The organism is Rhizobium oryzicola (assembly GCF_030504645.1).
Lineage (GTDB): Bacteria > Pseudomonadota > Alphaproteobacteria > Rhizobiales > Rhizobiaceae > Neorhizobium > Neorhizobium oryzicola.
Genome location: NZ_JAUKWQ010000001.1, coordinates 1,108,565 through 1,133,981, shown reverse-complemented (window position 1 = coordinate 1,133,981; position 25,417 = coordinate 1,108,565). Strand labels below are relative to the sequence as shown.

The 25,417-nt window shown below is 62.3% G+C and carries 30 protein-coding genes; 5 read left to right on the top strand and 25 right to left on the bottom strand.

The window, feature by feature from the left end; translation table 11 throughout:
• Positions 1–25: 25 nt before the first annotated feature.
• From Q2T52_RS05680 to Q2T52_RS05620, 13 genes are all read right to left on the bottom strand, one after another.
• On the bottom strand, positions 26–1,435 hold the full coding sequence (locus Q2T52_RS05680) for a sensor histidine kinase (protein WP_302075683.1): 1,410 nt from the start codon (positions 1,433–1,435) through the stop codon (positions 26–28).
• Between the two features lie 10 nt (positions 1,436–1,445).
• Positions 1,446–2,204, bottom strand: a complete 759-nt coding sequence (locus Q2T52_RS05675; RefSeq protein ID WP_367187283.1) for a response regulator transcription factor — start codon at positions 2,202–2,204, stop codon at positions 1,446–1,448.
• Positions 2,205–2,290: 86 nt separating this feature from the next.
• Entirely contained in the window at positions 2,291–3,859 is a 1,569-nt protein-coding gene (locus tag Q2T52_RS05670) for a Do family serine endopeptidase (RefSeq protein ID WP_302075682.1), read from the bottom strand.
• A gap of 137 nt (positions 3,860–3,996) precedes the next feature.
• Positions 3,997–4,380: a cytochrome c-type biogenesis protein gene (locus tag Q2T52_RS05665; RefSeq protein ID WP_436799490.1), complete on the bottom strand. Its 384-nt coding sequence runs from the start codon at positions 4,378–4,380 to the stop codon at positions 3,997–3,999.
• A gap of 221 nt (positions 4,381–4,601) precedes the next feature.
• Complete coding sequence (locus Q2T52_RS05660) at positions 4,602–6,590, bottom strand: heme lyase CcmF/NrfE family subunit (protein ID WP_302075681.1); 1,989 nt, start codon at positions 6,588–6,590, stop codon at positions 4,602–4,604.
• Positions 6,587–7,036: a cytochrome c maturation protein CcmE gene (ccmE, locus tag Q2T52_RS05655; RefSeq protein WP_302075680.1), complete on the bottom strand. Its 450-nt coding sequence runs from the start codon at positions 7,034–7,036 to the stop codon at positions 6,587–6,589. Before ccmE ends, Q2T52_RS05660 begins: the two co-directional genes overlap by 4 nt.
• The gene (gene ccmI, locus Q2T52_RS05650; RefSeq protein ID WP_302076045.1) at positions 7,033–8,166 is read right to left on the bottom strand and encodes a c-type cytochrome biogenesis protein CcmI; all 1,134 of its coding nucleotides are present in this window, start codon (positions 8,164–8,166) and stop codon (positions 7,033–7,035) included. Before ccmI ends, ccmE begins: the two co-directional genes overlap by 4 nt.
• Positions 8,167–8,311: 145 nt before the next feature.
• Positions 8,312–8,737 (bottom strand): RT0821/Lpp0805 family surface protein, encoded by a 426-nt coding sequence (locus tag Q2T52_RS05645; protein ID WP_302075679.1) that lies wholly within the window; start codon positions 8,735–8,737, stop codon positions 8,312–8,314.
• Between the two features lie 149 nt (positions 8,738–8,886).
• Positions 8,887–10,284: an ATP-binding protein gene (locus Q2T52_RS05640; RefSeq protein ID WP_302075678.1), complete on the bottom strand. Its 1,398-nt coding sequence runs from the start codon at positions 10,282–10,284 to the stop codon at positions 8,887–8,889.
• Positions 10,274–10,945 (bottom strand): response regulator transcription factor, encoded by a 672-nt coding sequence (locus tag Q2T52_RS05635; protein ID WP_302075677.1) that lies wholly within the window; start codon positions 10,943–10,945, stop codon positions 10,274–10,276. The genes Q2T52_RS05640 and Q2T52_RS05635 overlap by 11 nt, the downstream gene beginning before the upstream one ends.
• 38 nt (positions 10,946–10,983) lie before the next feature.
• Entirely contained in the window at positions 10,984–11,238 is a 255-nt protein-coding gene (locus Q2T52_RS05630) for a hypothetical protein (RefSeq protein WP_302075676.1), read from the bottom strand.
• A gap of 141 nt (positions 11,239–11,379) precedes the next feature.
• Positions 11,380–11,586: a hypothetical protein gene (locus tag Q2T52_RS05625; RefSeq protein ID WP_302075675.1), complete on the bottom strand. Its 207-nt coding sequence runs from the start codon at positions 11,584–11,586 to the stop codon at positions 11,380–11,382.
• Positions 11,586–15,395 carry a baseplate multidomain protein megatron gene (locus tag Q2T52_RS05620; protein WP_302075674.1) on the bottom strand — a complete coding sequence of 1,270 codons (3,810 nt, stop codon included), beginning with the start codon at positions 15,393–15,395 and terminating at the stop codon, positions 11,586–11,588. The genes Q2T52_RS05625 and Q2T52_RS05620 overlap by 1 nt, the downstream gene beginning before the upstream one ends.
• Before the next feature lie 406 nt (positions 15,396–15,801).
• Between Q2T52_RS05620 and mazE the strand changes: the two genes are divergently transcribed.
• Positions 15,802–16,065, top strand: coding sequence for a type II toxin-antitoxin system antitoxin MazE (gene mazE, locus Q2T52_RS05615; RefSeq protein WP_302075673.1), 264 nt, complete (start codon positions 15,802–15,804; stop codon positions 16,063–16,065).
• On the top strand, positions 16,065–16,424 hold the full coding sequence (mazF, locus tag Q2T52_RS05610) for a type II toxin-antitoxin system toxin MazF (protein ID WP_302075672.1): 360 nt from the start codon (positions 16,065–16,067) through the stop codon (positions 16,422–16,424). Before mazE ends, mazF begins: the two co-directional genes overlap by 1 nt.
• On the opposite strand, the gene Q2T52_RS05605 is transcribed toward mazF, so the two are convergent.
• From Q2T52_RS05605 to Q2T52_RS05575, 7 genes are all read right to left on the bottom strand, one after another.
• Positions 16,402–16,857: an NlpC/P60 family protein gene (locus Q2T52_RS05605; RefSeq protein ID WP_302075671.1), complete on the bottom strand. Its 456-nt coding sequence runs from the start codon at positions 16,855–16,857 to the stop codon at positions 16,402–16,404. The two genes, mazF and Q2T52_RS05605, sit on opposite strands and share 23 nt — an antisense overlap.
• On the bottom strand, positions 16,854–17,729 hold the full coding sequence (locus Q2T52_RS05600) for a phage/gene transfer agent baseplate hub protein (protein ID WP_302075670.1): 876 nt from the start codon (positions 17,727–17,729) through the stop codon (positions 16,854–16,856). The genes Q2T52_RS05605 and Q2T52_RS05600 overlap by 4 nt, the downstream gene beginning before the upstream one ends.
• Positions 17,726–18,364 (bottom strand): DUF2460 domain-containing protein, encoded by a 639-nt coding sequence (locus tag Q2T52_RS05595; RefSeq protein ID WP_302075669.1) that lies wholly within the window; start codon positions 18,362–18,364, stop codon positions 17,726–17,728. Before Q2T52_RS05595 ends, Q2T52_RS05600 begins: the two co-directional genes overlap by 4 nt.
• Positions 18,365–18,375: 11 nt before the next feature.
• Positions 18,376–18,921 carry a phage tail tape measure protein gene (locus tag Q2T52_RS05590; protein ID WP_302075668.1) on the bottom strand — a complete coding sequence of 182 codons (546 nt, stop codon included), beginning with the start codon at positions 18,919–18,921 and terminating at the stop codon, positions 18,376–18,378.
• Positions 18,922–19,019: 98 nt separating this feature from the next.
• A complete protein-coding gene (locus Q2T52_RS05585; protein ID WP_302075667.1) occupies positions 19,020–19,232 on the bottom strand; it encodes a rcc01693 family protein in 213 nt (70 codons plus the stop codon).
• The gene (locus tag Q2T52_RS05580; RefSeq protein ID WP_302075666.1) at positions 19,229–19,594 is read right to left on the bottom strand and encodes a gene transfer agent family protein; all 366 of its coding nucleotides are present in this window, start codon (positions 19,592–19,594) and stop codon (positions 19,229–19,231) included. Before Q2T52_RS05580 ends, Q2T52_RS05585 begins: the two co-directional genes overlap by 4 nt.
• Entirely contained in the window at positions 19,594–20,001 is a 408-nt protein-coding gene (locus Q2T52_RS05575) for a phage major tail protein, TP901-1 family (protein WP_302075665.1), read from the bottom strand. Before Q2T52_RS05575 ends, Q2T52_RS05580 begins: the two co-directional genes overlap by 1 nt.
• 246 nt (positions 20,002–20,247) lie before the next feature.
• Here Q2T52_RS05575 and Q2T52_RS05570 point away from each other — a divergent pair, with 246 nt between their 5' ends.
• A complete protein-coding gene (locus Q2T52_RS05570; RefSeq protein ID WP_302075664.1) occupies positions 20,248–20,595 on the top strand; it encodes a DUF8220 family protein in 348 nt (115 codons plus the stop codon).
• A gap of 41 nt (positions 20,596–20,636) precedes the next feature.
• Here Q2T52_RS05570 and Q2T52_RS05565 read toward each other — a convergent pair whose 3' ends face one another.
• Together Q2T52_RS05565 and Q2T52_RS05560 are read right to left on the bottom strand one after the other, a co-directional pair.
• Positions 20,637–21,035: a hypothetical protein gene (locus tag Q2T52_RS05565; RefSeq protein WP_302075663.1), complete on the bottom strand. Its 399-nt coding sequence runs from the start codon at positions 21,033–21,035 to the stop codon at positions 20,637–20,639.
• A gap of 55 nt (positions 21,036–21,090) precedes the next feature.
• Positions 21,091–21,543, bottom strand: a complete 453-nt coding sequence (locus Q2T52_RS05560; RefSeq protein WP_302075662.1) for an Lrp/AsnC family transcriptional regulator — start codon at positions 21,541–21,543, stop codon at positions 21,091–21,093.
• Between the two features lie 117 nt (positions 21,544–21,660).
• On the opposite strand from Q2T52_RS05560, the gene Q2T52_RS05555 reads away from it, so the two are divergent.
• Together Q2T52_RS05555 and Q2T52_RS05550 are read left to right on the top strand one after the other, a co-directional pair.
• Positions 21,661–22,638, top strand: a complete 978-nt coding sequence (locus Q2T52_RS05555; protein WP_302076044.1) for a nucleoside recognition domain-containing protein — start codon at positions 21,661–21,663, stop codon at positions 22,636–22,638.
• 59 nt (positions 22,639–22,697) lie between these two features.
• Positions 22,698–23,936: an MFS transporter gene (locus Q2T52_RS05550; protein WP_436799502.1), complete on the top strand. Its 1,239-nt coding sequence runs from the start codon at positions 22,698–22,700 to the stop codon at positions 23,934–23,936.
• Here the strand turns inward: Q2T52_RS05550 and Q2T52_RS05545 are convergent.
• The 3 genes from Q2T52_RS05545 to Q2T52_RS05535 are packed head-to-tail and all read right to left on the bottom strand — an operon-like array spanning position 23,926 to position 25,228.
• Positions 23,926–24,327 (bottom strand): DUF3168 domain-containing protein, encoded by a 402-nt coding sequence (locus Q2T52_RS05545; protein WP_302075660.1) that lies wholly within the window; start codon positions 24,325–24,327, stop codon positions 23,926–23,928. The genes Q2T52_RS05550 and Q2T52_RS05545 overlap by 11 nt on opposite strands.
• A complete protein-coding gene (locus Q2T52_RS05540; protein WP_302075659.1) occupies positions 24,324–24,659 on the bottom strand; it encodes a phage head closure protein in 336 nt (111 codons plus the stop codon). The genes Q2T52_RS05545 and Q2T52_RS05540 overlap by 4 nt, the downstream gene beginning before the upstream one ends.
• On the bottom strand, positions 24,659–25,228 hold the full coding sequence (locus tag Q2T52_RS05535) for a head-tail connector protein (protein WP_302075658.1): 570 nt from the start codon (positions 25,226–25,228) through the stop codon (positions 24,659–24,661). The genes Q2T52_RS05540 and Q2T52_RS05535 overlap by 1 nt, the downstream gene beginning before the upstream one ends.
• Positions 25,229–25,417: the final 189 nt, after the last annotated feature.

Below are 25,417 nucleotides of genomic sequence, written 5' to 3'. Positions count from 1 at the left end.
CCTCCCTCGCTCCACAACGAGAGATTTAGGGCTTTTGGACAGGGAAGACCATGGTGACCGTCAAACCGGGATGGGGTGCTGCATCCCCGTTGGTGGAAGAGAGTTCCAACGTTCCGCCATGCAGTTCCAGAACGGCCTCCACCAGCGACAGGCCAAGACCCGTGCCTGGCTTGGAGCGGCTCTCGTCCAGCCGAACGAAGCGCTTCGTCACTTCCGCGCGCATGTCCGGGGGAACGCCGGGTCCATGATCGGCAACGGAGAGACGCACCATGTCAGCATCACGGCTCAGCGAGACCTTGATGGTGGGATCCACCGGATTGTCGCAAGCATATTTGATGGCATTGTCGAGCAGGTTGAAGATGGCCTGGCCGATCAGTTCGCGATTGCCCTGAACGGTAATGTCGGGATCAATGGCGGTAACGAGGGTCAGTCCCGCCTCCTCCGCTACGGGCTCATAGAGCTCGGCGCTATCAGCGGAAATGGCAGAGAGATCGACCGGCGACATTTCCGCCGCGATCGAACCTGCCTCGACACGGGAGATCATCAGAAGCGCATTGAAGGTGCGAATAAGCTGGTCCGACTCACCAATAATACCTTCAAGCGCGACCTTCCGAGCATCCTCACGATCCATGGCGAGCGCATCGGCCGCCTTGTTGCGCAGGCGCGTCAACGGCGTCTTCAGGTCATGTGCAATATTATCGGAAACCTGTTTCAGCCCCTCGTTCAGCTTCTCGATGCGCTCCAGCATGGCATTCAGCGACTCGGATAGGCGGTCGAATTCATCGCCTGAGAGGCCAACGGGCAGGCGTTGCGACAGATCACCCGCCATGATCTTGGTGGTGGCCGCCGACATGCGATCGATACGCTTCAGCGCGTTGCGGCCAATGCCGAACCAGATGACGAGCGCGCCTGCCCCCATGATCGCCAGTGCCACCATGAGTGCCTGGCGCACGATGTATCGGAAACGACCGGGTTCACCGAGGTCGCGGCCCACCATCACGCGCAGGCCATTGTCGAGAAGCAGCACGTTGGCAGTCGCGAAATGTGGTCTTGGCGGTCCGTTTTCAGAATAGGGCTCGTAGCGGAAGGGCAGCGATGTCCAGCCTTCGCGATCCAGCACACCGGGTTCCACAGAGGCGACATTGCCTGCGAGAAGCTCGCCCGTTGGTCCCGCAATAACGTAGAGATTGGCGCCGGGCTGACGCGCACGTCGCTCCAACATGCGCAAGAGCCCCGCTGCACCACCGCGATCGTAGACGTTGTTGATGTCAACAATTTCGCGGGTAAGACTGTCCCGCACCTGCTGCGCCAGAATACGCTCCGACATGGCCGTGACGTAGACGACCAGGAACGCGGCGCAGAGTGCGAACAACAGGATATAAAGGGCCGACAGCCGAACGGCGGTCGAGCGGAACATCAGGCGAAAGCGGCTCATCGAAATGGCTTCAGCCCTCGTCCTTGATCATGTAACCGGCTCCGCGGATCGTCTTCAACAGCGGCTTGTCGAAATCCTTCTCGATCTTGGAGCGCAGCCGCGAGACGTGCACGTCGATGACATTGGTTTGCGGATCGAAGTGATAATCCCAGACGTGCTCTAGCAGCATGGTACGCGTCACCACCTGACCGGCATTCTTCATGAGATATTCGAGCAGGCGGAATTCGCGCGGCTGCAGGATGATTTCCTTGCCGCTGCGGCGCACCTCATGCGACAGGCGATCAAGTTCCAGATCGCCGACGCGGTACATCATCTCCTGCTCCGGTGCACCCTTGCGGCGACCGAGAACCTCGACGCGGGCGAGAAGCTCACTGAAGGCATAGGGTTTGGGCAGGTAATCGTCACCGCCGGCGCGAAGGCCCGTCACACGGTCATCAACTTGGCCGAGGGCAGAGAGGATCAAAACAGGCGTATTGACGGAACGTTTGCGCAGTTCGCTGATGACGGACAAGCCATCGCGGCGCGGCAACATGCGGTCGATCACCATCACGTCGTAAGCGTTCTCGCTGGCCATGAACAGGCCGCTTTCGCCATCGCTCGCATGGTCGGCCACGATGCCTGCCTCACGAAAAGCCTTGGTCATATAGGCCGCGGCCTCGAGATCGTCTTCAATCACAAGAATCTTCATGTGCGGGACAATAGACTCACGTCCGCTCTCCGCGAAAGCGGGATTCCGAGGCGCCCCACCCGAATATGCTTCGGTCCCCATGTATCAGCCTCCTGTAGATGAATGAAAAGGGGCGCCGGACCTGACCGGCCCGACGCCCCATTGATCAATGGTCGACGGCGTTCCGATCAGCCCTGATTGATGGGCAGGGCGATGAAGCGGCTGCCATTGCCGGATTCGACCTGGAAGAGTGCGCGGCTGCGACCGTCCTTCTTGGCCTTTTCCAGCACCTTGCTGATGTCGGATGCCGACTTTACATCCTGGTTGTTGACGGCAACGATCTTCTCGCCCTGACGCAGGCCGCGCGAAGCGGCATCGGAGTCCGGATCGATATCCGTCACCTTCACACCGCGGCCATCATCAGATGGCGCAACCGTGATGCCAAGCGCCGTCAGCGCCTTTTCGGAAGACGGCTGCTGCTGGGACTGCTGGTTGTCAGACTGATCGTCGTCAGACTCCTTGGCTTCATTGCTGGCGAGGTTGCCAAGCGTCACGGTCACGGTCTGCGATTTGCCACCGCGCCATAGCGTGATTTCCGCCTTGGAGTTGGGGCCGAGTGCCGCAACCTTCTTGGCGAGATCGCGGGCATCCTTGACGGGCGTGCCGTTGACGGCGGTGATCACGTCACCCTGCTTGATGCCAGCCTTGGCGCCCGGGGAGTTCTCCTGCGGAGAGACGACCAGTGCCCCCTTAGGCTCGGAAAGGCCAAGCGATTCGGCGATGTCCTGGTTGACCGGCTGGATCTGCACGCCGAGCCAACCGCGCTCGATCTTGCCACCCTTCATCAGCGACGCCACGACATCCTTGGCGGTGGAAGCCGGAATTGCAAAGGCAATACCGACGCTGCCGCCCGAGGGAGAGAAGATCGCCGTGTTGATGCCAACCACTTCGCCATTGAGATTGAAGGTCGGGCCACCGGAATTACCACGGTTCACCGGCGCATCGATCTGGATGTAATCGTCATAGGAGCCGATGTCGCGGCTGCGGGCAGAGACGATACCGGAGGTCACGGTACCGCCCAGGCCGAAGGGGTTACCGACCGCGACAACCCAGTCACCGACGCGAACCTTGCTGTCATCGGCCCATTTCACATAGGTGAACTTGCGGTTCGGCACATTGACCTTGAGGACGGCGAGGTCGGTGCGGGCATCCTTGCCGACCAGCTTGGCCTCGTATTCGGTGCCGTCATCCATGACGACCGTATAGGCGGAGCCATCGGCCACGACGTGGTTGTTGGTGACGAGATAGCCGTCTTCGGAAATGAAGAAGCCGGAGCCTTGCGCCGTCGGACGCAGGTGATGCGGACGATCCCTGTTACGCTGCGCCTGCTGGTCCTTGTTGTTGCGACCGCCCTGGTTCTGGCCGCCGAATTCACGGAAGAAGCGCTTCAGCGGATGATCATCCGGCAACTGATCAAAGCCGCGACCGCCGAAGTTGAAGGAATAGTTCCCACCATCCTCATCGGCAGCGGGTTGGGTGTCTGACTGGACGCGAACCGAAACGACGGCGGGCGACACGGCGGAGACGACATCCGCGAAGCTCGGGATCTGCGGTGCATTGACGGTGACCGGATCGGCGAAAGATTCGTAAACGCGCACCGGAATACCGGTGGAGAGCATGACTGCTGCGAGGCCCGCGACGGTGGATGCCTTCAGGGTGGTTTTCAGGCTGGGGCGTCCGATCTTGCTCTTGAACATGGTGGCTACCTTTTCTCTTCATTCAACTGGAGTGCCGGTTTGCCGGCGGCGGTGGATGACTGAAGATATAGGGAGCGGGACCTTAACTGCACGTGTCCGGCGCGTGAAATGTTGGTAATGTTTCCACAGCTTGGATATCAGTTTTCGCTGTCGATCAGCCGGGCAATACGCGCCTCTTCTTCGGCCGTCAGACGGGCGGCCGGGCTCAACGTCTTGCGCTTGCGGGTATAGACGAAAACCGCGACCCCGCCCACCAGCAGCAGGCCCACCGGGGCTGCCCAGAGCAGCAGCGTCTTTTCGCTGAAGCGAGGCTTCAGCAGCACGAATTCGCCATAGCGCGATACGAGGTAATCGATCACCTGCTGATCGCTATCGCCGGCCACGATCCGCTCGCGCACCAGGACACGCAGATCCTTGGCAAGCTCCGCATTGGAATCATCGATCGACTGGTTCTGGCAGACCATGCAGCGTAGTTGCGTGGACAGATGCCGCGCCCTGGCTTCGAGGCCTGCGTCCTTCAATACCTCATCCGGGTTGACGGCGAAGGCCGGCAGGGGCGTGAGGAGAAGGAGGAGCAGCAGCGCAAAGAACCCCCTTTGGCCTGCCGGCCTTCTCCCCCGCAAGGGGGGAGAAGACTCGCGGCTGCGTCTTCCCCAGATTTGAGCTGCGAGAGTGCGGCAAGTTAAGCCCCTCCCCCTTGTGGGGAGGGGTTGGGGAGGGGTTGACCAGCGAGACAGCTTGCTCATTCCGCCGGCTCCATCACCGTCTTCACCGGCTTGGCCTTGCGCGTCGGCGCACCGACCCTCAAACGCCGGTCGGACAGGGACACGAAGCCGCCGAACATCATGATGAAGGCACCGCCCCAGATGCAGGTGATGAAGGGCTTCCACCAGATGCGCACGACGATGCCGCCATCGGCCATGGGATCGCCGAGCGAGACGTAGAGCTGGCTCAGGCCGAAGGTGAGGATGCCGGCTTCCGTCGTCGGCATGCGCCGCGCCGTATAGAGCCGCTTGGATGACCAGACATCGGCGACTGCGACGCCGCCACGGCTGATGGTGAAATGGGCGCGCTGCTCCGTGTAATTCGGGCCCTTGCCGTCGCGCATACCGTCAAAGGCCAGCGTATAGCCGCCGACTTCGGTGGTCGATCCCTGCTTCATCTCCACCACACCTTCCGTCTGGAAGGTGGTGACGGCGACGATGCCCAGCACCGTCACGCCGAGGCCGAGATGCGCCAGCGCCGTGCCGAAGGCCGAACGCGGCAGGCCCGCCAGACGGCGCAATGCCACCGAGAACTTCGCCTTGCCGAAATTGCCGCGCTGCCAGAGATCCGCCAATGCGCCGAAAATCAGGAAGAAGGCGAGCGCCAGACCGAACAGCGCCATGACCGGCCCGCCATGGCGGAAGTAGAAGACCGCAACCGCCGCAAACAGCGAAAGACCGGCCGCCGCATAAAGCCGCTGCAGGGCACCCAGCAGATCGCCGCGCTTCCAGGCAAGCATCGGGCCGAAGGGCACGATGATCAGAAGCGGGATCATCAACAGGCCGAAGGTCAGGTTGAAAAAGGGTGCGCCGACGGAGATCTTCTCGCCCGTCAGCGTTTCCAGCACCAGCGGATAGAGCGTGCCGATCAGCACCGTGCCGGTGCAGACGGTGAGGATGAGATTGTTAAGAACCAGCGAGCCCTCGCGCGAGATCGGCGCAAAAATGCCGCCGCTTTTCAGGCGCGGTGCGCGCCAGGCAAACAGGGTGAAGGCCCCGCCGATGAAGAGCGTGAGGATGGCCAGGATGAAGATGCCGCGCGTCGGGTCGGTGGCGAAGGCATGCACCGATGTCAGCACGCCGGAGCGCACCAGGAAGGTGCCGAGCAGCGACAGCGAGAAGGTCATGATGGACAGAAGCACCGTCCAGATCTTCAGGGCGTCGCGCTTTTCCATGACCAGCGCCGAATGCAGAAGCGCTGTGCCCGCAAGCCAAGGCATGAAGGAGGCGTTTTCCACCGGATCCCAGAACCACCAGCCGCCCCAGCCGAGTTCGTAATAGGCCCAGTAGGAGCCAACCGCGATGCCTGCGGTCAGGAAGGTCCAGGCGGCGAGCGTCCAGGGCCGCACCCAGCGCGCCCAGGCGGCATCGATGCGCCCATCGATCAATGCTGCGACCGCAAAGGAGAAGCAGACGGAAAAGCCGACATAGCCGAGATAGAGAAGCGGCGGATGGATGGCGAGGCCGGGGTCCTGCAGGACCGGGTTCAGATCCTGCCCCTCGGCGGGCGCCGGGTTCATGCGGATGAACGGGTTGGAGGTGAGCAGGATGAACAGAAGGAATGCGGAGGCGATCCAGGCCTGCACGGAGAGCACATTGGCGCGCAGCGTTTCCGGCAGGTTGCGCCCAAAGATGGCGACCAGCGCGCTGAACAGCGACAGGATCAGCAGCCACAGCATCATGGAGCCTTCGTGGTTGCCCCAGACGCCGGCGAACTTGTAGACGATGGGCATCATCGAATGGGAATTTTCCCAGACGTTGGCGACCGAGAAATCCGAGACGACATAGGCCCAGGTCAAGACGCCGAAGGAGAAGGCCACCAGCGCGAACAGAGTCAGCGAGCCGATCGGCGCCACCGCCATCATGGCCGGATCGCGACGGCGTGCACCGATGACAGGCAGAGTAGAGAGGATTATGGCGGTTGCGAGCGCCAGTACCAGCGCGAAATGACCAAGCTCGATAATCATTTGGTCGCCGTTCCTTCCGGTTGCCAGACGCCGTCCTTCTTCAGGCGGTCGGCCACTTCCTTCGGCATGTATTTCTCATCATGCTTGGCCAGAACCGTATCCGCCACAAAGGCATGGGCGCTGTTGAAGACGCCTTCGGTCACCACGCCCTGCCCCTCACGGAAGAGGTCCGGCAGGATGCCGGTATAGCTGACCGGCACGCTTTGCTGCCCATCCGTCACCTTGAAGGAGACGGTCGAGCCATTGCCGCGCACGATCGAGCCCTGCTCCACCAGGCCACCCAGACGGATGCGCGTGCCGGGACCGACGGTCGTCTTGGTCAGATCGCTCGGCATGTAGAAATAGGCGACCGACTGGCCGAAGGCGAATAGCACCAAAAGCACGGCGCAGAGGATGAAGCTCATGCCGCCTGCAATGATGGCGAGACGTTTCTGCTTGCGCGTCATTGCGTCATTCCTTCCAGCGAAACGCCAATCTCACGTGCGAGCGCCAGAAGCCGCTGCGCTTCCGGCTGCGGGCCGGGAAAAGCCTTTAGGCCCGCCTTCAAGGCATCGCGCGCCTTCTCATCCTCACCCAGCACCTTGTAGGAGCGCACGAGCCTCAGCCAGCCTTCGATATTGCGGGGGTCATCCGCAAGCTTTGCCGAAAGACTTTCGACCATGCCGCGGATCATCGCCTGACGGTCGCCCTGCCCCATGTTCTGGGCGGCGGCCACATCTTCAGCGGTGGGATTGCCGAGCGGAGCCGCCTTTGGCGTGCCGCCATTCTTGGCGATGTGCTGTGCTACCAGCTGTTCCCAGGCGGCACCGGGAGGCGAATCCTTGGCAAGCGCCTCGAAGGCGCGCAAGGCATCAGCCGTCCTGCCAGCCTGTTCCAGACCGAGGCCCACATAAAAGCGCGCGCGCATATTGCCCTGATCAAGGGCAATAGCACGTTCGAACAGCCCACGCGCATCTTCCGTCACCAGGCCGTCGCTGGCCGCCACCAGAGTTTCACCAAGGCCCGCGAGACGCGCCGGGGTTTCTCCGAGGAAGCGCAGGGCATTGCGATAGGCAAGTTCCGAATCGCCGTAGCGCTGGAGGCGGAAGTAGATGGGCGCCAAGAGATCCCAGCCTTGGCCATCATTGGGATTTTCGGCGAGATGGCGCTCCGCCTTGGCCACCAGCAGCGCCATGTTGCTGCCGGGATTGGCAAGGCGCGCTTCCAGAGGCTGCGCCGGCAGGCCGGGACTGCCGAGAGTCAAGTAAAGACAGAGGCCGACGACGGGAAGACAGAGCACCACGAAGGCGGCCGGCAGCCCATGCCTGCGGAAAGTTGCCGCATCACCACCAGACTTTGACGCAGCATCGGCGGCAGAGAGAAGCCTGCGGCCAATCTCGGCCCGGGCGTTTTCCGCCTCATCAGCGCCGATCAATCCGGATTGCCGGTCGCGCTCCAGTTCACGCAGCTGGTCGCGATAGACGGCAACCTCCCCCTCGCGGTCATCCTCGAGACGCCGCGACGCCTTCATCATCGGCGCGATCAGGATCGCCGCCACACCAGCCGTCAGAAATGCGAAGAGAATCCACAACACCATAGAAGCCAATTACTTTAACCGGCCGCGCATTCCAATCGCGCATTGGTCAATGACACGAAATTGAGGCGTTTCGCCGCGAAGTCTTGGCGATTTCTATGACGTCCGAAGGATGCTCCAGCCTTGATCTACGTCAAGTTGGCAGGGATCAGGTGAGCGGGGTCCAGGTTCCGTCGGCGTTGCGGCAGGCAGCACCGCGCGTCTTCACCTCACGGCCTTGCGTGTTCAGCGTGTGGGTGTACTGACGGCAATTCTGTGAGCCGACCTGATAGGGGGCCGCTGCCACGACTTCGCCGCTGACTCCCTTGCCTTCCCACTCCACCGTCTGGCCAACGGTCGCGACTTCAAGCGCGCGATATTCCGCTTCCAGCGCCTTGCGACGATCGCCGCTATCCAGCTGTACGCCGCTTCGCCCGACAATGCCGCCCTCAAGAGACGAGATGTACAGCGTGGACTGGCTGCTGCCGGACGAAAACAGCCCGCCGCCGGAACCTTTGCCCGTGGTGGTGCAGCCGGCCAGCAATCCTGTGGAAAGCAACAGAGACATCGCGAGACGTGCAAAGCGGATGTGCATTCTTCTCCAACCGTTCCTAGAGCGCCTGAGACCGGAATCAACCGGGCGGCTTTGTTCCCACCCGGTTCGAACCTGATCATTTAGCTTTTTCTGGCGCTTGGTCGAGCCTCAAAAATCACTCCACAGGATTTTTGCGTCGCAAGAGCGGGTCAGGCGACATCCCAGGTGAGGCCGGGAAGGATCAGCTTGGCTTTCAAGCCGCCCCTTGCGCCGCGGGAAAGCTCCAGCTGGCCCTGATATTCGCGGGTGATTTCGCCGACAATGGAAAGGCCAAGACCCGTACCGGGCTTGCTCTCGTCCAACCTGCGGCCGCGCTTCAAGGCTTCCTTGATCTCATGCGGGTCGAGACCCGGGCCGTCATCCTCGACGATGATCTCGACCCAGTTGCGGCGGCCGGCATCTGCGCCTTCAGGGACGACAGCGGGGGTGGCCGTCAGCCACACGCCGGTATTGGAGTGGCGCGCTGCGTTTTCGAGAAGATTGCCGACTGTTTCCTCGACATCCTGCTGCTCCATGGCGAGCGCCAGACCGGGCGGCGCGGCGGAAAGATCGAAGGTCTTGTCCGGGTTCAGGCGGCGCATGACGCGGACCAGCCGTTCCAGAATGGGTTCCGCTTCCGTCCGGGCCAGCATGGATTCGCGCTGGGCGGCAATGCGCGCCCGGTTGAGATAGGATTGCACCTGGCTTTGCATGGCCTCGGCCTGGCTGCGCACCACCTCCGCCTGGGACTTATCGAGCAGCCGCGCTTCGTTCAGCAGGACCGCGATCGGTGTCTTCAGCGAATGCGCGAGATTGCCGACCTGCATGCGGGCCCTCTCGACGATGCGGCGGTTGCTGTCGATGAGCGCATTCATTTCGCCGGTCAGCGAATGGACCTCGCGGGGAAACTCGCCTTCCAGCCGCTCCGCCTCGCCGCGACGCACCTTTTCCAAAGCGCGGCGGGCATCATCCAGCGGACGAAGGCCGAAGAGAATGGCAAAACCGTTGACGATGAGGCTCGCGACGCCAAACAGCACCAGCGCGATGTAAAGGCTGCGGGTGAAGGCCTGGATATCTTCATCCACCACGGAGAGATTGCCCGAGACGCGGAAGCGCGCGGCGCGGCCATCGCTATCCAGCACGACTTCCGTTTCGGCCACCAGCACATGGTTTCCGTAGGCGTCCGTGGCCGGATAGAAGCGCTCATAGCGGTTGTTGAAGGGCACGTTGAGGATCGACGGCACGGCAATGTTGGAGCGGCCGAGCGAGGAGGATGACAGCGGCGTTGCGGCAAAGGTGCCAAGCGGCTCGACGATCCAGTACCAGCCGGTTTCCGGCTGCGAGAAGCGCAGGTCACCCAGCTGCGGATTGCCCGCCAGGCTGTTGTCCTCGCCGATGGTGATGGAATTGACGACGTTGTAGAGCTGGGCGCGCAAAAGGTCTGTAAAGGCGCGTTCGGCGGATTTCGCATAGAGCGCAGAGATGACGATGGCGATCACCACCAGCGCCAGCGCCGACCAGGCCGTCGCCAGCATGAGAACGCGGGCGGTGACCGACCTAACGTACATTGTCGGGCGCTTGCATGCGATAGCCGAGCCCGCGAACGGTTTCGATGAGGTCGACGCCGATCTTCTTGCGAAGACGTCCGACAAAGACCTCAATGGTGTTGGAATCGCGATCGAAATCCTGGTCATACATGTGCTCGATCAGTTCGGTCCGCGATACGACCTCGCCCATGTGATGCATGAGATAGGACAGAAGGCGGAACTCGTGCGACGTGAGCTTCATTGCCACGCCATTGACCGTTGCTTTCGACGCCTTGGTATCGAGGCGCACAGGCCCGCAGATCAGCTCGGAGGATGAATGGCCCGCAGCGCGACGGATCAGCGCCCGCACGCGCGCCAGCACCTCCTCCATGTGGAAGGGCTTTGCAACGTAATCATCGGCACCGGCATCGATGCCGGCCACCTTGTCGCTCCAGCGGTCGCGCGCCGTCAGCATCAGGACAGGCATGCCCTTGCCGGTGCTGCGCCATTTCTCGACAACCGTGATGCCATCCATTTCCGGCAGGCCAATATCGAGAATCACCGCGTCATAGGGTTCGGTGTCGCCAAGGAAATGCCCCTCCTCCCCGTCAAACGCCTGATCCACCACATAGCCTGCCTCCCTCAGAGCCTCGGAAAGCTGGCGATTGAGATTGACGTCGTCTTCGACCACGAGAATGCGCATGAACGACCCTTGGAAATAAACTGAGTGTGTGAGATGCCTTACATCGGCACTCTTACGGTAACCTTGCGTGGGCGTTCGCCCGAGCCCTGCACGAGAACCGTGACGATGCAGCTCTGGCCATCCTTGGAAGGCTGCGCCGAGAGGAGCTGGCCGCCGGTTTCCCGCACGACCTTTGTCGCCGCATCGCCACAATCGCCTGCTACCAGAAGCAGATAATCACGCGCTGAGGACTGCCCCGCCGAGATGGCCAGGAGCGCCGCAGCGGCGAATGCGATCATCTTTTTTGATGCCATGACGACTACTTCCGCTCATCGGGACGCACGGGATTCTGAACCGAACCAATGTGAAATTATGTAGCGAAAGACGGCTGAATGGCAAATGAATGCGCCATTCAGCCGGACCGGAATGGGACAAACCCACCATGCCGATCACGCTCAGGTGATGGTATGTTCGGCGCGAAGCCGCCCGTAGATGGCGATGAGACCGCCAACCGCGCCCGTGAAATTCACGGCGACATCGGTCAGTTCCCCCTGCATTTCGGGCGAAAGCGTGGTACCGGTGGCATGCAGCACGGAGGCCGCCACGGCGATCAGACCACCCCACACGGTCTTGGACTGGTACCAGGGTTTGACTTGTTCCATCACAGATCTCCTTCTGTCTTGGGTTGAATTTCAAAAACTGCTGAAATGCCAAGCGGAACGGCGCGTCCCATCTGGCAAAGGCGAAGCGTGAAGGCCGCCTGGACCGCACCGAAATCCGCCAGTTCCTGATCGCTCCCGTAGAGGCAGGCGGCTTCGCTCACCTCCATGCGGCGAACGACCGCGCCGCCCGACAGGATTTCCAGCCGGTAGCGTTCTTCGGGTTCGTCGAGGGGAATATCCGAGGCCGCCCAGTCATCCGCCTCGACCCGGCCCCGCCTGATCCAGGTGAAGCGGATGCCTGCGCCAAAACGTCGCGCCTTGATATGCACAGGGGCGAGCGGCACTTCCGCACGAACGCCTCCTGCAAAGGCGATCGCAGCGGTCCGCGCACCGGAAAGACCGATGGCCTCGGCGATCCAGTTCTGCGTCATTCCCCGCTCGGCCGTCGTCAGGCCCAGAGCGACCACCGAGTCGTTCAGCAGAACGACATCCGCGCCGGCCGAGGCACCCGCCTGCATGGCGTATTCGGTTCCGGCAAGACCGCGCAGCAGGTTTGTTAGCCGCCAATGGCCCGGCGCCGTCTCTTCCGCACTCGCAAAACCGATGATCTCGAAGGCCCCGCTATCCGCCCGAACAGCCAGCCGGTTTGCGCCATTCAGCACCGCCTGACGATCGGCGGAGGACAGGCTTGCGAACAGGAAATCCGCCTCGATGCTGTTCACGCGGTCAAAGCGTCCGCTGATACCACTGGCGAGCGGCGCGGTGAGGCGACCAATGGAGGCCGGCTTTTCCAGCCGCGTACGGGAGCGAAAGCCCTCGGTGCTTTGCGAACTGGAGATGAGCATGCGCCGCCAGGGCTTCGAATAGCCAGCGACACGGGCAAAGCCGGTCGCGTCGCCCGCTTCAAAGCGCGGCAGGTCGAGAAAGAGAAGACGCGGCGCGAAATCCGCCGAGATATCGGAGGCATTGGCGCGAGGCGCGGCTTCCGTGACTTTCGTCAGCAGCGCAGCCGGCTCATGACGCCGCGCCTCCAGCTGCCGCACCTCGCCATCTTCAATGCGCGTCACGAGATAGACGCCATCCGGCCCATCCGACAGGCGGATGGGATCGCCCGCCGACAGAGACAGCATGGCCGGAGAGACCGGCACTTTTAGCGTGCGCCTTGCGATATGGTTGTCGCGCAGCAGGCGTTCGGCAACACCAAGCGCCGCCTCTTCGTAAAGCACACCTGCGATCGAGCTTTGCAGGATACGGCTGCTCTCGCCAACAATGCGGCGGGAGCGGACGCTGGCCTGCTCGTAATCCAGAACGGGATTGGCAAAGCTCACCACCGCTTCCGCCGCAAAATCGCTGTCGTGACCGCGCGTCTCGCTCCAGGCGGGTTCTCCCTCCTTCTCCGCCAGCACATCAATGATCTTCGGCGGCAGGCTGGCCTGCGGTCGCGAGCGGAACCGCAGGATGCCGCGATCCTCGATCACATCGATCAGGAAGGTCTCCACCAGCGGCTCGATCAGCGAGCGCGCCGAGACCGTGTCGGCCTGCACATAGCCGGTGAGATCGCCCGCCACAGCCGACACATCGAACCAGCGGAAGCCGTGGTCGGTGAGGATTGCTGCGATCACATCCGCCAGCGTACCCGCGCCCAGCCTCCCAGTCAGCCAATGGCCGGTGACCCAGTTGCCGCCGTCGCTCCACACATCCGTCTTGGTTGGAAAGGCCGCATAGGGCCGTGCATCCCAGGTCCAGACGAAGATATGGTTCGGGTCCAGCATGGCCGAAGGCGCTTGAGCGCCCTGCCACCAGCCGTGATGCGCCTGCAGGAAGCGGCGCTGCATGCTGTCCGACCGGCCGGCATTGGAAAAGTAAGGCTTGCCGCTTTCGGACGATTTCGGGTCGACAAAGAGGTTGGGCTGGTTCGCGCCCTTGTCGATCGCGGGGCAGCCAAGTTCTGTCAGCCAGATCGGTTTCGCCTTCGGCACCCAGGCGGTGGGGCTTGTCAGCTCCGCCCCGCCGCGGCGCTCGTAATGCCGGTTGGCCCACCAGTTCTCGATATCCTTGTAGCGGAACACCCATGGCTTGCCCGCCCCGCCATCGGTGATGGGGCTTCGCTGGCGGGTGCGCCGCGCCTCTGCGCTCTGATAATACCAGTCATAGCCCTCGCCTGATGCGATGGCCGCCCGCATGGCCGCCTCGTCCTCCACCAGCCGGAAGCCATCGGGATTGGACTGGCCGAGATCGGCATCACGCCAGTCGGAAAGCGGCATGTAATTGTCTATGCCGACCGCATCGACATCCGGCGCGGCCCAGAGCGGATCGAGGTTGAAATAGACATCGCCCGAGCCATCCTGCGGCTGGTAACCGAAATATTCCGTCCAGTCGGCACCGTAGGTCAGCTTGACCTCAGACCCCAGCCTTGCCCGCACATCCCCGGCCAGCCGCACCAGTTCCGCGACGAAAGGAAAGCCATCAGCAGCATCGCGCACGCGGGTCAGTCCGCAGAACTCCGAGCCGAGGATGAAGCCCTTCACACCGCCTGATGCCGCCGCGAGATCCGCATAATGCAGGATCATCCGGCGGTAACCATCCACCCCGTTGCAGAAAGCGGAAACTTGCGCAGCAGCTGCAGCACTCCGATCCGTCGAACCGGATTGCCCCGGCGCCGGATGGCAGGTGATGCGGCCGCGCCAGGGATAGGCGGCCTGGTTCGCGCCGCCATGCGGGTCTGGCAGGTCGTTGTCTGCGGGCACATCCATCATGATGAAAGGGTAGAGATAGACCTCAATGCCGCGGGCATTGAGATCGGCAATCGCCTGGCGCACGCTCGCATCATCCGGCGTGCCGCCATAGGCCGGGCCGCCACCGCTTGTGGAAATCAGATGCGCATCCGCCCGGAGAATGCCTGCCACGCTCCACACCTGGCTTTCACTGGCCCGATGCAGCGTTTCCACACCGGGCAAGATGCGGCACTCCCCGGCGCGCAGATCCGTGCCGAACCAGCTGACGACGAGCGCCACGCGCTGAAGCGCCGGGCATAACGCCTGCAACTCGTCCAGCGAAGCCTGCCAGTCGGTCAGCGCCCGCGTGTTGTGCCGGTTGAGGATCACGGCACTGCCATCACCCCCGTCCGCCTTCACCTGCACCGTCGCGTAACCGAATTCGGTGGCGCCGGGGATCAGCGTGACGGCGCGGATCTGGTTCTCCAGCTGACCGATCGGACGTACCACTTCGAATTGGAGCACCGGGATACGATTTCCGAAATCGGCGAGCGGCAAATGCTCGAATACCACATAGGCAAGGCCGCGATAGGCAGGCGCATTGCCCGCTCCCTGCTTGGCCTCGATCAGCGGATCGGGCAGTTGATCCTCCGTGCCGCGATAGACGCGCATCTCGATGCCGGTCAGATCGATCTCGCGGCCATCCGCCCAGACCCGGCGCACCAGCGCGATCTCGCCTTCGCAGAGGCCGAGCGCGAAATTGGCGTAGTAGTTGTAGCTCTCCACCCGCGTGCCGCCGGTTGCCTTGCCGCCGGTGCGCTCGCTGGTCATTTGCTCCTCGAAGCGGGTTGCCCAGATCAGCGTGCCGCCGATGCGCGCCGTGCCGTAAAGCCTCGGAATCGGCGTTCCCTCATCCGCGCCGCCAATGCGCGCGGTGGAAAGATGCGTGGCTGAGATGGTGGAGCGGCCGGAAAGCAGCGAGCGATCCACCACCGAGCCCGCCAGCCCGCCAACCGCGCGACCGAGCATCGCGCCCACGGGACCGAAGACGGAGCCGAGCGCCGCGCCCGCCGCCTGAAACAGGATTGTTGCCATGGAAAATCATCCCGCGACCAGCAGACTGGATGCGCGCCGTGATTGTGCTATGAAATGAGAGTTCTCGGCAAAAGCAGCATGCGCTGGACCAGCCAGCGCGTCAGCGAGGATGGGCCACGCTGACTTAAGGCAAGAAGGGCCTTGCCGCAGAACTTGGAGGTGATGGTATGGGGATCAAACCCTTTAGCGTCGCGCTTATCTTGAGGAAAACCCGGACGGGCTGGTCAATCGCCGTCCGGATTCATTTCCAAAAGTAAGAAAACGGTAAGCGGAGGTGCAACTCCGCTTACCACTCCAATAAGATACAGCCAAAGCGCGCGTTCTTCAATGTCGTAGTTGTGCAGCATTCTCACCTTGCTGCACGATTGGAATGTGCTATTTATGTAGCACATTTGTGAGGTGAGTTATGACCAACACAGCCAAGATACGCCGCCAGGGGGGAGCCACCGTGTTCAGCATCCCGCCGGCTCTCCTGAAAATGATGGGCGTCGAGGTGGGCCAGGAACTGACCTTGACGGTAAATAACGGTTCCCTGATCGCCACACCGACAAAGGCGAGGAAACGCTACACGCTGGCGGAACTGCTGGAAGGTTCTGACGAAATGTCTGAACTCAACCAGCAGAACGCGGACTGGAATGCCGGCCAGCCCGTCGGCAAAGAAATCCTTTGATGGTTCGCAGCAATATTCCCAGACGCGGGGATGTCTATCTTGTCGATCTCAACCCCGTCGTCGGCAATGAGATGCGTGACGCTCATCGCTGCGTGGTCATCACGCCACGCGAGATCAATGCCGTGGGACTTTGCCTGACGGTTCCGATTACCACCGGCGGGGTCTTTTCACGAAAGGCGGGGTTGGCCGTAAACATATCCGGCCACAAGACGACAGGCGTGGCGCTGTGCAATCAGGTGCGTTCGCTGGACATTCTTGAGCGGGTGAGGCTGAAAACCGCACGGCATGTCGACACGTTGGATGAGCCGACCATGGATGAAATCGTTGCCCGCGTTGTCAGCATGATCGATCCTGCTTAGAGCACCCCTCCCCGAACCTATGCACCGCCGCGATGCGTCTGCGCCAGGACGGCACGAGTGCGGAGCGGATGACGGCTGCCTGTTCATAGGCATGGATGAAGTGATCCGGCGCGACCAGAATGCCGGCATGCTTGGCAGGACAATCGGCCCGCCAGCGAAACAGCAAGATATCACCGGCTTGCGCTTCCGCCAGCGGCAAGGGTGGTCCGAACAGGCGCAAGGCCGCCTGCAGCAGGCGCTCCTCGCCGGAGCGCTCGGCCCAGTCGGGCGCGTAAGGCGGCACCGGTTCCGGCTCCTCGCCATAAAGTTCGCGCCAGATGCCGCGGATCAGCCCGATGCAATCGCAGCCGACGCCGCGCGTCGCGCCCTGATGCCGGTAGGGTGTGCCGATCCAGCTTTCGGCAATGGCGACCACCTGCTCCCCCAGGCTCATGAAAAGAGCACTCCGCCATCATGCGCCCGCTCGCCATCCACATAGGAATAGGCGAAATCCGAGCCCGGAACATGCGGAAAGCCGCGAAAGTTCAGGTGATTGTTGAAGCGGCTCTTGCAGGTGGAAAAGCGCTTGTCGCATCCCGCAATGACAGTCACCGCCTCGCCGCCTGCCACATCCCGCTCCATCGGCAACCACAGGCTGAGTTGCACTGTGCCATCGACAAGCACCGTATGCGCCTCGATTTCGGCCCGCTCGCCGGAGGCAAGCCGCAGGCTGCCCTGATCGAAGAAGCCTGCCGCGAAGGAAGCGATACCGGAGACGGTCAGATGGCTGCGGTCAACCATGGCAAGGATCGCCCCCTGCCCCGTGAAGCCCGCGAGATCGACACCACAACGGGCATCTCCCAGCGCGGCATCGCAGCGGCGGTTGAACAACCTGCCCTGCGGCTGGTCGAGCCGGTTGGCGAGGCTTCGGAGTTCCGCCTTGAACTGTCCGCCGGAACGCGTCACCTCTCCCACTTCGCGCACCGCCAGCAGGACGCATTGCGAGGGATCCACCCAGTTGACGAGGAAGAGTTCGACGCGCGCGCCATCGAAATGCCCTGCGGCCAGATCCTCCTCCGCGATGACATCAGAGGAAAAGCCGCCCGCGACATCGCTGCTGCTGGCGGCAATGCCGGTCGCCGCCTCCTCGTCGCTGGCGGAAAAGCCTGAGGCCGCACGGCAGAGCGTGCCATCCATCGTCAGGTCACCATCGTGATCGGTAAAGCCAAGAACCACGCCATCGCGACGGGTCACCCGCCAGGCGCGGCAGGTGGTGGTGGCGTCACCTGCAAGATGCGCGGCAAGTGCTTCTGGAAGTTCGATCATGGCAGGATCTCCTTCAGCGGAATGGCCGGAATGCGCCCGGCATTGAAGGCGGAAAGGTCGATATCGATATGGTCGGTATCGAAGCGCACCGGCACGTCGAATTCGAACCCGGCCCGCACCTCGGCCCCTTGCGGAGGCGCATAACCGCCTGTGAATGTCACAACACCTTTTGTGGCATCGCAGGTCCAGCTATCGGAGCCGGCAGCTTGCCCGCCAACCGAAACAAGCACCGTGCCGCTTACGGGCTTGGCGATTTCCCGCACCGTGCCGCCGCCCGCATCGCCATAGGTCTTGCTCAACTGGAACCTCAGTGTCGCTCCATCACCTGTGCCGATCCGTTGATCGAAGGCTGTGATCGTTTCTGTCGGACCGCAGGACTTCCAGTCGATCGGGTCACGAAAGCGGAAGCCGTAAAGCTCACCGGAACGCGCCTCGAAGAAGGACAGGACCTCATAGAGATCGGCCACCGAGCGGATGCCGGAGCCGGCATCGTATGATCGCCGCGCATGGCGCCAGCGGCTGTTGCGCTGCTCGCGCCCATTGGAAAGATTGACGATATCGGTGCGCCGCACCGGCCCGCCGGTGACGCCGAGCGCGAGCGGCAAGGGAAAACGCACCTCGTGAAAACTGGTCATGGTTCATTCCCTTATAGCCCGCGTTTGCCGCGCGCCACGCTGCGCGCCAGCATGGCGGTGATCTGGCCTTCGCTCTTCTTGAAGCTTGCGGCATCCGTTGCCGTCACGTTGAAGACGACCTGCGTGCCGCCGCCGCCATGGGTGGCAACGCCGAGCGCGCCATCCGGCCCGCGCCGCAGCGGCAGGATGGCTTCCGCTCCCGCCTCGCCCATCAGGCCGACATCGCTGCCCAGTGGAAAATAACTGGGCGAGCGCACCACGCCGCCATCGGCAAAGGCGGTGACGGAGGATGTGGCCGAACCGATCAAGCCGCCGACCGCGCTCGAAAGCGAGGTTTCCAGCGGCTTCAGGGCAGAGCTGAGTGCGATGTTCGTCAGCTTGTTGCCGAGGCTTTTCAGCACGCTTTCGAGACTGTTGCCGCTGACGGTCGCGGATTTCAGCGCAGTGGTCAGCGCCGAGCCAAACCGCTGCGAGCGGGTTTCGAGATCGCTCATCACGCCCGACAGCGCATCCGCCGTCGTCAGCGTGTCGTCAAGGGAGAATGCGTCGGTATCCATGGGAGTTCCTGTGCTTAATCGACCGGGTCGAAATGTCCGGCAGGACAGAGGGGGGGTGAATAAAACGCTGACAAGGGGTGAGGATTGCCGCCTCTCGATCACCCATCCGGAAACGCCGCCATCAGCGCCGCAAAGGCAGCGCGATCAAAGCCTTGCGCGCGTGGCTTGAACCCACCGCAGAGTGCCGAAAGTTCCGTCAGTGTCATCTGCCAGAACTGATGGGGAGGAAGCCGCAGCAGGCAGAGCCCCGCATGCAGGATGAGCGGCCAGGGAAAGCCAGAAGGCTCGACCCTGCCGGCTGCGGCAGTCAAGGGTCCGGCGGGCGCGCCCCGCCACCGGTAAAGGCGGCGTTCAAAAGCTTGGCTGCAATGGCGGCAAAGGCCGGCACGCCACCCTCCATGCTCATGGCCGCCACCTCCTCATCGGAGAACAGATTGCCCGCACCGCGCAGCCCTGCGCCGATGATGCGGGCGATATCCTCAGCCCTCAGATGCCCGGCGGAAAAGCGGCGGGCAAGCGCGGATAGATCCTCGACGCCGAAAGCGGTTTCCAGTTCGGCCAGCGCACCCAGCGTCAGACACAGAATGCGCCGCTCGCCGTCGATCACGGCCTCGATCTCGCCGCGCCGCCGGTTGGCGCGGGCACCGTGTGAGCGTGAGATTAATCGTTCCATCAGATCGCCCCGAACGAAAGGCTACCGGCCGATTCCATGGCGATATCGAAGCGGATTTCGCCATTATGCTCGCCGGAATATTCCAGCGCCGTGATCTGGAACGGGCCGCTGATGACCCCAAAGGACGGGATCAGCACCTGCCAGTTGACGATGGAGGCGGCAAAGAACAGGCTGCGCACCAGGGCGTCAGAAGCCTGATCCTTGAAGATGCCACCGCCCGTCAGCGAGGCGCGCTGGATGCCGGTGCCGCCCAGAAGCTCGCGCCAGCGCCCGGCGCTTTCGGCATCCGTCACCTCCACCGTCTCGGCATTGAAGGCGATGCGGCGCGAGCGAAGCCCCGCCACCGTCAGAAAGCTTAAGCCATCCTCCACCTTCAGCAGCAGGTCTTTTCCCTTCTGCGCGGTCATTGATCTCTCCTTTCAAGGCATCAAAAAGCAGGCCCTTGCGAGCGGAGCTCGGGGCGTTCAAAATCGTGGTACATGGGCTTGGGATGCGCGATACGTCGCAAAGCTGGATCGATTTGGTACCCTCGGCTGCGTCAAAGGCCTGTTCGCCGAGAACTGCCGCTTGGCGCTTTCCCTCAATCATGCTGTCGAAGACAGCCCTGCACCGACCCGTTGCTGTATGGCGTTCGCACCATTACAATATTTGCGATGAAAAACATTTTGATTATCGACGGCGCTACAAACGCCACCTTCAGCGTTTTCCAAGCCACGGAAGACGAATACTCCGTCATATTTCCCAACGACCAAGACATGGAGCTGATCGAACATTTGATTGAACGACTGGGCGATGAAGAGGCAGGCCGACTTTTACTGCCCCTCTGGGAGCGCCCCATTCTCAAGCGAGAGGCAATGGGCATCCATGGAACTCTCTTCTATGACAATGAGAATAGTGATGGCAGCATCTGGCGGATAATCCCCGCGTCGAAGCGAGAGATCGATTGGGACGACCTCTCGATCAATCGGGCTCAGAGAGAGCTATTCTCGCGATATCGCTAAGCCGCCGGACAAAATGGGAGATCGCTATTTTCTAAGAACGGTCAACCCGCATCATCATCCTCTTGTGTGAGATAATAGCTGATGATGATCGCGATGCCATTTCGGCCAGCAAGGGCACAGATCTCGGGTGGAAGCATAACCCATGCTCCCATGGCGCCAGTATAAAACGGCAGGCCGATATCAAGCTTGGGCTCTTGTGCTACCGCACCTTCCTTGACCAAAACGGATAAGGGCTCCACAAGCCGATCCAGTTTTGTCAGGAGCGCATCCCAGTCAAGCTTCTCATCCTCTTCCGTCAACTCAATGGAAGCATAGAGATCGTCGTCGCCGGTTCGACGGCCACGCCCAAGTGAAACCGGAAAGCCCAGCGCCTCTTTCAAAACATCCTGTGATACTGCCACGCCAGACAGCCGCAGTATAACGCCCACCGTTTCAGTCAATTTCTGTTATTCCATCCTGCCGCACATGCCCCCTCAGCATGATAGATAGTTCAATTCACACCGCAATCGCCGTCTCTTCCTTACCCGTGCGGATGACCATCATCGTGTAGAAGCGGGCCACATTGCTGTGGTCGCGAAACAGGCGGTCGCAGAGCGCGTCAAACTCTTCCATGTCGCGCAGGCGCAGCATGAGGACCACATCCGTCTGGCCGGTCACCGCATAGACGTTTGACACGGCTTCCTCGGCTGCCGCGATATCCATGAAGCGGCGCATGTGCTGCTCCGTATGCAGCTTCATCTCAACAGACACGAAGGCCTTGATGCTGCGCCCCGCCTTCGCCGGATTGAGGATCGCGACGATGCGGTCGATCACACCGGTCTTCGTGAGCCGCTGCATGCGGCGCAGGCAGCTGGAAGGCGACAGGCCCACTTCGTCAGCCAGTTCCACATTGGTACGGGAGGCATCCCGCTGCAGCAGGTTCAGGAGTTTTTTATCGATCCGGTCCATGGGCACAGCATAAATCGCCGCTCCACCTTTGCAATAAAATTGCATAGGTCTGCAATTTTTGACCACAAATTCGAAGCGGGCCGGGTTAGCAGGAGGGGATATATGAAGGAGCTTTTCATGTCCCTGCTGCAATCTGCCCTGGCCCAAACCCGCGACACGCTGAAGATCTATTGGGTTCTTGTGCGCATCACCGTTCCCATCAGCATCCTCACGGAAGTGCTTTCGCGCCTCGGTGTCATCAAGGCCGTGGCGCCCATCTTTGCGCCCGTCATGAACCTTGTCGGGCTGCCGCCGGAACTGGGGCTCGCCTGGCTGACGGGCATGCTGGTCGGCATCTGGGGTGCCGTGCCGCTCATCTTCGCGCTCGTTCCCGTCTCGTCGCTTTCAACGGCTGATGTCACGGTGTTCTCGGCGCTCATCCTGTTTGCGCATGGCCTGCCGATCGAGCAGAAGATCATCCAGCAGGCCGGGCCGGGCATGGTCGCCACCACCCTGCTGCGTATATTCGGCGGCTTGTTCTATGCCTTTCTGCTGCATCATGTGCTGCAGGCGACCGGCTGGCTGTCGGCCCAGGTCAACCCGACATGGATCCCGATCAGCGCCACGCCGGACTGGCTTGAGTATCTGAAGGGCCTTGGCGAAACCATGCTTTCGATGCTGGTGATCCTGCTCGCGCTGTCCTGGGGGCTTGCCATCCTCAAGCGAGTGGGCGTGCTGGATTTCATCATGAAGCTCGCTTCTCCCATATTGCGTCTCGCCGGTATCCGCGGCGAAGCCGGACATCTCACCGCCATCGGCCTTCTGCTCGGTATTTCCTATGGCGCCGGGCTTTTGATCCGCGAGGCGCAATCAGGGAAAATTTCGCCGCGACAGATCTTTCTCGCCTGCGTTTTCATGGGTTTTGCCCATAGCGTGATCGAAGACACGCTTGTTGTCATGGCTGTCGGCGCGGATGCCTACGGCGTTCTCCTTGGGCGCCTTGTCTTTGCGGTTGCCGCAACCGCCATTGTGGCGGCCGCGATCGGAAAATTGTCGGATGAGAGGTTCATGGGACAGTTGTTTCGCATGCGGAGTGTCGCGTCACAAACCGGTTGAATGGCCGATGTAGTCTGATACTGCTGACTGCATAACCGCCTTTGAAAGTCATCCTCCGCATGCCTGCCCTGAAGCCTACCCAAAGCTCCCTTCGCCGCGCCCGGCTGATTGCAGCCCTTGCCGTCAGCCAGATCATCGGGTGGGGCACGAGCTGGGACATGACGGGGGTGCTGGTGGGCACCAGCATCGGGCGCGATCTGCAATTGCAGAATGCGCTGGTGTTTGCGGGGCTCAGCGTGATGATGGTGACCGGCGGGCTTGCCGGCCCCTGGATCGGCCGCATGCTGGAGCGGCATGGCGCGGCGCATGTGCTTTCCGCCGGTTCCGTGCTGATGACAGCTGGCCTTCTGCTTCTGGCGGCAGCACAGGGAGCGGTTGTCTATGCGCTCTCCTGGCTGGTGATCGGGCTTGCCGGGGCCTGCTGCCTCTCCGTGCCAGCCTATGCGGCGGTGGTGGAACGGGAGGGCGCCGGTGGCAAGCGGGTCATCGCGCTTTTGATGATCTTCACGGGCCTTTCCGCCTCCATTTTCTGGCCCATCGAAACCTGGATGGCGCAGGCGGTCGGCTGGCGGGTCATGCTGGTCATCCTCGCCAGCCTCAACTTTCTCATCTGCCTGCCGCTGCACCTCTTTGCACTGCCGAAGCGCGTGGCCCAGCCCGACGGCACGCCGGCTCAAGCAGATGACGTGGCGCCACTGGTGCTGACGCCGGCGCAGAAGCGGCTGGCCTTTGCGCTGATCGCGCTGCCCACCGCCATCACCAGCTTCGTCTCCTTCGGGCTCTCGCCCACCTTCCTGCATTTCCTGACCACCGCCGGCGCCACGCCGGCACTGGCGGTCCAATTGGGGGCGGCGCGCGGCGTGATCGGCATTTCCGCCCGGGCACTCGATTTTGCGCTCGGCAAGCGCAGCACCCCGCTCACTGCGGCGCTGATCGGTGCGGGCATGATGGTCATCTCCTATCCGCTCCTGCTCGTCTCGCCCGCACCCGTCGCCAGCCTGATCGCCTTTACTCTGCTTTACAGTTTCGGTTCCGGCGTGCTGTCCGTCGCCCGCGCCGTGCTGCCATTGGCCATCTTTTCGCCAAAGGAATTCGGCCTGCAATCGGCGCGCATCTCGCTGCCCACCAATCTCGCGGTCTCGGTTGCACCGGTTTTCTTCACGGCCCTGATGGATAATTTCGGCACCGCCAGCGCGCTCTATGTGGCGGGCGTTCTCTCGCTAGTCTGTATCGTGCTGCTGCTGATGCTGGGCGCGCTTGCCCGCAGCGCCGCACGCCCGGTTACCATCACTCCGTAACGGCCCGAAAGCGCATTTCGACGATCGAGAGTTTCGTTTTCGGCTCGCGGCGGCTGCGGCTCGTCTGGTGCGAAAGGCTGACAAGGGTTCCGCCATCGGCAAGCGTGAGATCCGCATCCTGCAGGCTTAATCGAACCAGTGCGGCAATCTCCTGTGCTCGGGCCCTGCCCTCACCCGACGCCCAGACCTCCAGCGTCAGGATATGCTCAAAGCCCTCTTCCGTCGCGGTCGAATAATCCCGCGTTTCCACCTCGGAGAGGATGACGGCGGGAAGCTGCATGCGCGGCAGCAACCGGTCGCAGATACCCTGCGAACCGACCTCTGCCACAATGGCTGCATCACCAGAGAGGCGAGCGTGAATGGCCGAGAGAAGCGCATTTTCACGGGTCATTGCGCCTCCTCCTCGCAATCGCAGACGAGATAGCGGCCGGTTTCATCGGGGTCGCGCACCGCCTTGATGGTGAGAATGCGGCCGCCCTTGCGGAAGCGCTGGCCTGCCGTGATGCCCTCCGCCTTGCCGAGCCACACACGGTGATGCAGCAGCACGCGATCGGCAGAGGCAAGCTCCGATGGCGTTTGCGACACGGGCTCGATGCGTGCCCAGTGACGACCCACCTCAGACCAGGTGAGCGTCGCCCCGCCTTGACCGTCCGGTGCATCCAATGGCGCCTCACGTGTGAGCCGTGCCGTGAGCGCGCCGGGGTCGAGAATGAGCGTGCCCATCAGATGCGCCTCAGGCGGTAAGGCGCGATCAGCCGCTCATATCCATCCGGCACGCCCGCCGGCTGCTGGTCAGGCGACAGCACGCCCCGGAAGGCATAGGCGTAACCCATATGGATCAGCATGGCGCGAATGAGTGCCCCCGGCACATCCTCGCCGGTCTCGCCAAAGCCTGCGGTGAAATCGATCTCGATGCCGTTCAGGGGCCGACCCGGCAGTGGCGGGTCTTTCAGCCACAGCCTTGCCGGGCGGGCCGCGCCATCCAGCAGATGACCTGCCAGAGGCACCGCGACCGGTGCACCCTCGTGGTCATAGACGGTGACGACCTCAATGGTTTGGACCGGACCGCGCGATAACGTCACCAAGCCATTGTCGGGCCAGTCGTCGAGATAGAGGCGAAAGCTCTGGGTGAGGAGGCAAAGGCCGGTCTCGCGCTCCAGATGTTCGCGCGTTGCGCGGATGAGCGAGAAGATCAGCGCGTCCTCGTCTGTGTGGTCGATGCGCAGATGCGCTTTCGCCTCGGCGAGCGTGACCGGCTCCGCACCCGGCGGATTGGTGATGGTGTAGGTCATGAGATGTCCTGGAGTTTGGGAAGCGTAGCAAGTGCCCCTCACCCCGCCTCCGCTGCGCTCGGCGACCCTCTCCCCGTCAGAACGGGGAGAGGGGGAAACGCACCGGCGTGGCTGGATCGTCCCCTCTCCCCGCCTGCGGGGAGAGGGTTAGGGTGAGGGGCAGATTGTTCTCAATCAGGGTGGTGCCGA